Origin of the sequence: Rickettsia endosymbiont of Culicoides newsteadi (assembly GCF_002259525.1) — a bacterium.
In the GTDB taxonomy this organism is placed as follows: Bacteria; Pseudomonadota; Alphaproteobacteria; order Rickettsiales; family Rickettsiaceae; genus Tisiphia.
Window position 1 is genome coordinate 1 of the sequence record NZ_MWZE01000071.1, and the last position, 6,221, is coordinate 6,221.

The following is a 6,221-nucleotide window of genomic DNA, read 5'->3' on the forward strand; positions in this document are numbered from 1 at the left end:
ATTTCCTGTGACCAATAATTAGCTCCTCCACATGCCTCCATAGCTACCAATGAACTTTTATCGAGATTGCTTAAATAGGCTATTAACTCATCTCTTGTAACTTTTTGGTAACCTATTTTTTTGCCATTTTGATCGACTTGCACCAAGTGCATACTATTTTTTGCTAAATCTATTCCTATTATAGTATTTTTTATGCTATTATTTATCATGGTATGGACCTATTAATTAAATTATTATTTAATTTGGAGCAGCTGAAAACTATTTTTCAGCTGACTCCGTACAAGTAAAGCATATTTCGCTTCACTCGTCCATACCATCATTCCCGCGTAGGCGGGAATCTAAACCCCTGCTTACGCAGGGGTGACACTAAGTCGAACAGGGATGACACTAATATAAATATTTTTGTTTAAGATAGTTTAAAAATATTTCCGATTGAATTCGATCTTCACCCGTAGCGTCTTTAATTAATTCACTAGTACTTTTTAATGAGCCATAGTTTCTAAGATTATTATTCAAGAATTGATTTATACCTTTGAATTCTCCTCTGGTGATTTCTTTTTTTATGTTATGATTCACTTCTTGTGCTTTTTTCATCAGCATTGAAGCAATAATTGCTCCGTTAGTATAAGATGGGAAATAACCAAAGCTGCCCATTGGCCAATGTATATCTTGTAAGCATCCATCTGTATCTGTTTGTGGAGTAATTCCTAAATATTCTTGCATCTTATTATTCCAATAATGTGGCAAATCATCCAAAGTTAGCTCTCCGCTAATTAATAATTCTTCTAATTCAAGCCTAACTATTACATGTATTGGGTAAGTAACTTCATCTGCTTCTACTCTAATAAAACTAGGGGATACTCTAGTCATTAATTTATAAAGATTCTCCCCAGAATATTCTTGTCCTTTAAATCCGAATTCGTCCTTAAGTAACATTGATAGAAATTCACAAAATTCTCGTGATCTACCTACTTGCATTTCCATAAATAGAGACTGACTTTCATGGACAGCCATACCCTTAGCCTTGCCTACAGGTTGGTTTTTATATTTGCTAGGCAAGTTCTGTTCATATAAAGCATGACCTGTTTCATGTATAATTCCCATGATCCCTGAAATAAAATTACGTTCATCATACCTATTAGTTAATCTAATATCATCAGGAGTGCCTTGACAAAATGGATGAGCCGATTCATCTAATCTACCTTTAGTGCAATCAAACCCCATTATTGCCATAAGCCTTTTGGCAATTAGTTTTTGTTGTTCTTTATTAATAGTGTCAACTATAGGTAGGACATGTTCTTTGCTTTGTTTTTCTACTACCTGACTAATTAATTGCGGTATGGTTTTTTTAATATTATTAAAAACTACTTTAATTTCATCTAGTTTACGCTCAGGGTCATATGCGTCAAGTAAAGCATCATATTCAGTACAATTTAGGGTTTTGGCTTTAGATTTAGCCATTTCCCGTATACAATCTAATACTGTTTGTAGATAAGGTTTAAGTGATAGATAGTCATTATTCTTTTTAGCATTTCGCCAGATTAACTCACATTTTGCACTAGCAGTAACATATTTTTTTCTTAAATCATCATCTATACAGTTAGATTCTACGATCCGTCTTTTTGTTTCTCGTAAATTTGCTAATTGCCAAATATCTAGCATATCTTGGTTTTCAGAAACAGCCTGTATTAATTCACCGAGTTTTGGTGATTTTAATCTAGAATGTGCTATGGAAGATAATAGTGATATTTCGTTTGTTCTACTATCAATCGATCCTTGCGAAATGTTTACTGCGATATCCCAATAGAGTATACTAATCACGTTATTAATTTGAGAGATTTGCTCTAATTCTTGTTCTAACAATGTATAATGTTTCATATAATTATTCCCTAATTGTAACTATTTTTATAGTATACTAGTTTAGCAAAAATCACTATAATAAATACAAAAACTTGATTTTTTTATATATATAACTAACTCGACTAACATTACTTTCAATTCACCGCGTCATTGCGAGAAAGACCTTAGATAGACGAAGCAATCCAAATGGATTGCCACGACCTACTTGCGTGGTCTCGCAATGACGTTGTGAATTGAAAGTAATGTTAATCGGGTTAATTGCAATTATCCAAATTTTGGATAATTAATTATAACAAATTTATGTTATTATAAATTGACCATTATGAAAAATACATATTACATTACTACACCGATTTATTATGTCAATGATATACCTCACATAGGGCATGCTTATACAAGTGTTGCATCTGATGTAATAGCAAGATTTATGCGTTTATCAGGTAAAGATGTAATGTTTTTAACAGGTACTGATGAACATGGTCAGAAGGTAGAAAAATCGGCTATTGCCAAAAATGTTGAGCCGCAAATATTTACTGATACGTTGTCTGAAACTTTTCGGACATTAATGCATTCAATGAACATTTCTAATAATGATTTTATTAGAACCACAGAAGCTAGGCATAAGCAAGCGGTAAGTAGTTTGTGGCAGACATTACTTGATAATGGTGATATTTACCTAGGTAGCTATAAAGGTTGGTATTCTGTACGTGATGAAACATTTTATAATGAATCAGAATTAACAGCCGACGGATTAGCTCCAACTCAAGCTCCTGTTGAATGGCTTGAAGAACCAAGTTACTTTTTTTCTTTATCAAAATGGCAAGATAAATTATTGGATTTTTACTATGCCAATCCTGATTTCATCAGACCAAATACCAGACGTAACGAGGTTATTAGCTTTGTGAAATCAGGGCTGCATGATTTTTCTATATCGCGTTCTAGCTTTAACTGGGGGATTAAAGTGCCAAATGATAAACAGCATATAATATATGTATGGCTTGATGCGTTAACAAACTATATTTCAGCTTTAGGATACCCAAATGATACAAGCCAATATAATAAATTTTGGCCAGCTGATGTGCATGTGGTTGGTAAAGATATATTGCGTTTTCATGCAGTATACTGGCCAGCATTTTTGATGGCAGCAGGATTGCCGCTGCCAAAATGTATTATGGCACATGGATGGTGGCTTAATGAGGGACAAAAAATATCGAAATCTATAGGAAATGTAATTGACCCACTACAGTTAATAAAAGAATTTGGTTTAGACCCAGTTAGATATTATTTGATGAGAGAGATAATATTTGGCTCAGATGGAAGTTATTCTCGAAGTGGTTTTGTTAATAGAACCAATAGTGAGTTATCTAATAAAATTGGTAATTTGTTGCAAAGAACTCTAGCCTTTGTTTATAAGAATAATGATGCAAAAATTCCGTTAATTAGCCAAGAATCTATCAATAGCATTTATGAATCATTTTTAATTAAAACGTCACAACAAATTATATCAGAAAATTTAATATTTATGGATAGATTTGATATGAACTCGGTGTTAGAAAATATTATTACTTTAACTGAAGAAGCAAATATTTACATAGATCGAGAAGCCCCTTGGCAGTTAAAAAAAACTGATCCTATAAAGATGGCGGAAGTGCTATATACGCTACTTGAAACACTAAGATATATTGCTGTAATGTTACAACCATTTATCCCTGATTCAGCTAGTAAAATGCTTGATCAACTTGCTGTGCCAGAGAGCCAGAGAATGTTTAAACATTTAACCAAGGAGTTTAGTTTAACTCCAGGCAGCAGCATCAGTCAGCCAGAAGCTATATTTCCAAGATTTCAGATATAGTCAATCAAGGAGAATCATGCTTCGGTGCGGGATATTATAGTCAATTGATGAGAATTTGGGGATAGGAGCGATGGAGCGACGCCTATAAGTAATAGGCGAGAGACGAGTGACAACGTCCCCAACTTCTCATCAATTGACTATAGTACAACCAATACTAAAGTAACTTGGTAAAGACGTATCAATTATTATTTCTTTACCAAGTACTTTCTCAGGTAATATTACTTTTTTGGCATGTAATAACATTTCCCTGGATAAAGCTATTGCTTCTAAGGTGCCGTATTTTCTGTCCCCTATTATAGGACAAGCTAGCATTTTCGCATGAAATCGAAGTTGATGCATTCTGCCAGTAAGAGGAGTAAACTCAACCAGTGTCAAATCATTATTTAACTTCTTAAGGAATTTATAGCGGGTTATCGATAATTTACCATTTTCCTCATCATTTTGCACAGTTTCATACGCCCCTCCCCTATTCTTACCTATCATACCACTAATTTCTCCCTCGGATTGTGGAAGCTTACCTAAAACTACCGCTATATAGGTTTTTTGAATATCCTTCTCCTGAAAGGCTTTAACTAATTTTATACTACTTGCATAATTTTTAGCAATTAGCAATATTCCTGAAGTATCTTTGTCTAACCTATGAACTAACTTAAAATCTGCCCCCCGACCATTTAAATATTGCAATGCATCATCTATAGATAGAGTTATCTTGCTACCACCTTGGGTGGCAAGACCTGACGGCTTATTGATTGCTATAAGCCACTCATCTTGGTAAATTAGATAATCCTTCAACAATTTACCAGCTAGTTTAATCGCTGAACTGGTAAAAATCCTATCAGAAGTTTTCAGAGGTTGTAAATTTAAACTATCCTCTATAAAAATTTGATCACCAACATTTATTCGCAGATTGGCTGCTACCTTACAAGAATTAACCATTATCTGCTTAAACCTTAAGGCACGCTCAATCACTCCTTGAGTAAGACTAGGATATAATTTTTTTAAGTAACGATCCAACCTACAAGGCAGTTCTAGATCAACATTTAATATTGCCACTTATGCACTCTTTAATAAAAAATAACTCCACAATATACAAGATAACAGTATAATTGCACAAATCTGATGGAATAAAGCTATTAATACAGGTACTGAATATAAAATAGTAGTTATGCCAGCTAACATTTGTAATAGCAATATACCAACAATGTAATAAGCTGCTTTATTTAATTTAGGGTGTTTAGTTTTTATTAAGCTCACTACTAAAAATCCAGCACTAATACAAACTATATATGCTCCCATTCTATGAAAAAACTGAATAACCACAGGGTCGCTTAAACTATCTATAGTAAGTAGTTTAAACGTTAGTTCTTCAGGTATAAAATTATTACCCATTAATGGAAAGCTATTATATACCTGCCCAGCATCAAGACCTGCAACCAACCCCCCTAAAAAAATCTGTATATAAACTATACTAATAGTTACTAAACAACATAATTTTGCTGAATTCAAACTTATCGTTTGTTCATTTAGTAAAATATCAAAACTATTATTCATCAGCTGATAGAACAATAAATTATAGATGATAATCGCTATAATCAAATGCCCAGCTAAGCGGAAATGACTAACATATGGCTGCAAAATTAGCCCACTTTTTACCATATACCAACCCATAAATCCTTGAACCGCAAATAATAACAATATCCCCAAATATACTGGTAGTGATCTGCTAGCAATTTGCCTAGTCACCAAAAAATATACCAACGGTATCAGATATAATAAACCAACAACTCTCCCAGCAAAACGATGAATAAATTCAATCCAAAAAATAAATTTAAACTCTGAGAGAGTCATATTAATATTTTTTTGCTTATATTCGACTGATTGCTGATATTTACTAAACTCATCCTGCCACTCAGAATTATTGAGTGGTGGGACAATACCTGATACTGGCTTCCATTCAACAATTGATAAACCAGCATCAGTAAGCCTAGTAAGACCACCCCAAAAAATCATAAAAACCACCATACAGCAGCATGCAGCCAACCAAGGCTTTATTAATAGTTGTGACATTCAACCCAATATCTTTAATATCTATAATATAACAGATTTTTTTGATCCACTAATAGCTGTTTTCATTATTTTTGTAATATTTTGTATTTTTTTAATATAGTCACCTTACGTATGGTATTTAAAAGTCATATAGAAAATAGCTTGGCGTCATTGCGAGCTGATGTATCCCCACGAAATTGTTGCAAAATAACACGAGTTGCCAATTAATTGATTTTAGTAAACCCTAGACTTCACAAGGTTTGAAGAACATTTAATCAGGTCAAAAAATGCAATAAATTCTCAAAATTAGAAATTTTTTAAAATACATAACGTCAATTCGGGATAAGGTTATAATTTAGAGGAAAGTCGAAATTGCAATTTATGGAAGGTTTATTTTTCTTAAGAGAATAGGCAACTAGTGTAGAAAGTATATGAACAAAAGCATTTATAGGGGATCTGTGTC

General features: G+C 33.1%; 4 protein-coding genes and 2 pseudogenes. 1 reads left to right on the plus strand and 5 read right to left on the minus strand.

Annotated elements, in window-relative coordinates; translation table 11 throughout:
• Nucleotides 1-209, minus strand: a pseudogene (locus RiCNE_RS05230) (IS110 family transposase); the annotation flags it as partial.
• Nucleotides 210-387: 178 nt separating this feature from the next.
• Nucleotides 388-1,878: a carboxypeptidase M32 gene (locus RiCNE_RS05235; protein WP_094649546.1), complete on the minus strand. Its 1,491-nt coding sequence runs from the start codon at nucleotides 1,876-1,878 to the stop codon at nucleotides 388-390.
• 304 nt (nucleotides 1,879-2,182) lie between these two features.
• Here RiCNE_RS05235 and metG point away from each other — a divergent pair, with 304 nt between their 5' ends.
• On the plus strand, nucleotides 2,183-3,712 hold the full coding sequence (gene metG, locus RiCNE_RS05240; RefSeq protein WP_094649547.1) for a methionine--tRNA ligase: 1,530 nt from the start codon (nucleotides 2,183-2,185) through the stop codon (nucleotides 3,710-3,712).
• 129 nt (nucleotides 3,713-3,841) lie between these two features.
• On the opposite strand, the gene RiCNE_RS05245 is transcribed toward metG, so the two are convergent.
• The 3 genes and pseudogenes from RiCNE_RS05245 to RiCNE_RS08590 form a co-directional block, all read right to left on the minus strand.
• Nucleotides 3,842-4,759, minus strand: a complete 918-nt coding sequence (locus tag RiCNE_RS05245) for an RluA family pseudouridine synthase (RefSeq protein WP_192866942.1) — start codon at nucleotides 4,757-4,759, stop codon at nucleotides 3,842-3,844.
• Nucleotides 4,760-4,765: 6 nt separating this feature from the next.
• Nucleotides 4,766-5,779 carry a COX15/CtaA family protein gene (locus RiCNE_RS05250; RefSeq protein WP_094649549.1) on the minus strand — a complete coding sequence of 338 codons (1,014 nt, stop codon included), beginning with the start codon at nucleotides 5,777-5,779 and terminating at the stop codon, nucleotides 4,766-4,768.
• A gap of 311 nt (nucleotides 5,780-6,090) precedes the next feature.
• Nucleotides 6,091-6,221 (minus strand): annotated as a pseudogene (locus RiCNE_RS08590) (IS982 family transposase); the annotation flags it as partial.

Excerpts from the sequence above, each read along its gene's own strand:
- RiCNE_RS05235 (WP_094649546.1), bottom strand. The coding sequence starts at position 1,878 with ATGAAACATTATACATTGTTAGAACAAGAATTAGAGCAAATCTCTCAA.
- metG (WP_094649547.1), top strand. The coding sequence starts at position 2,183 with ATGAAAAATACATATTACATTACTACACCGATTTATTATGTCAATGAT.
- RiCNE_RS05250 (WP_094649549.1), bottom strand. The coding sequence starts at position 5,779 with ATGTCACAACTATTAATAAAGCCTTGGTTGGCTGCATGCTGCTGTATG.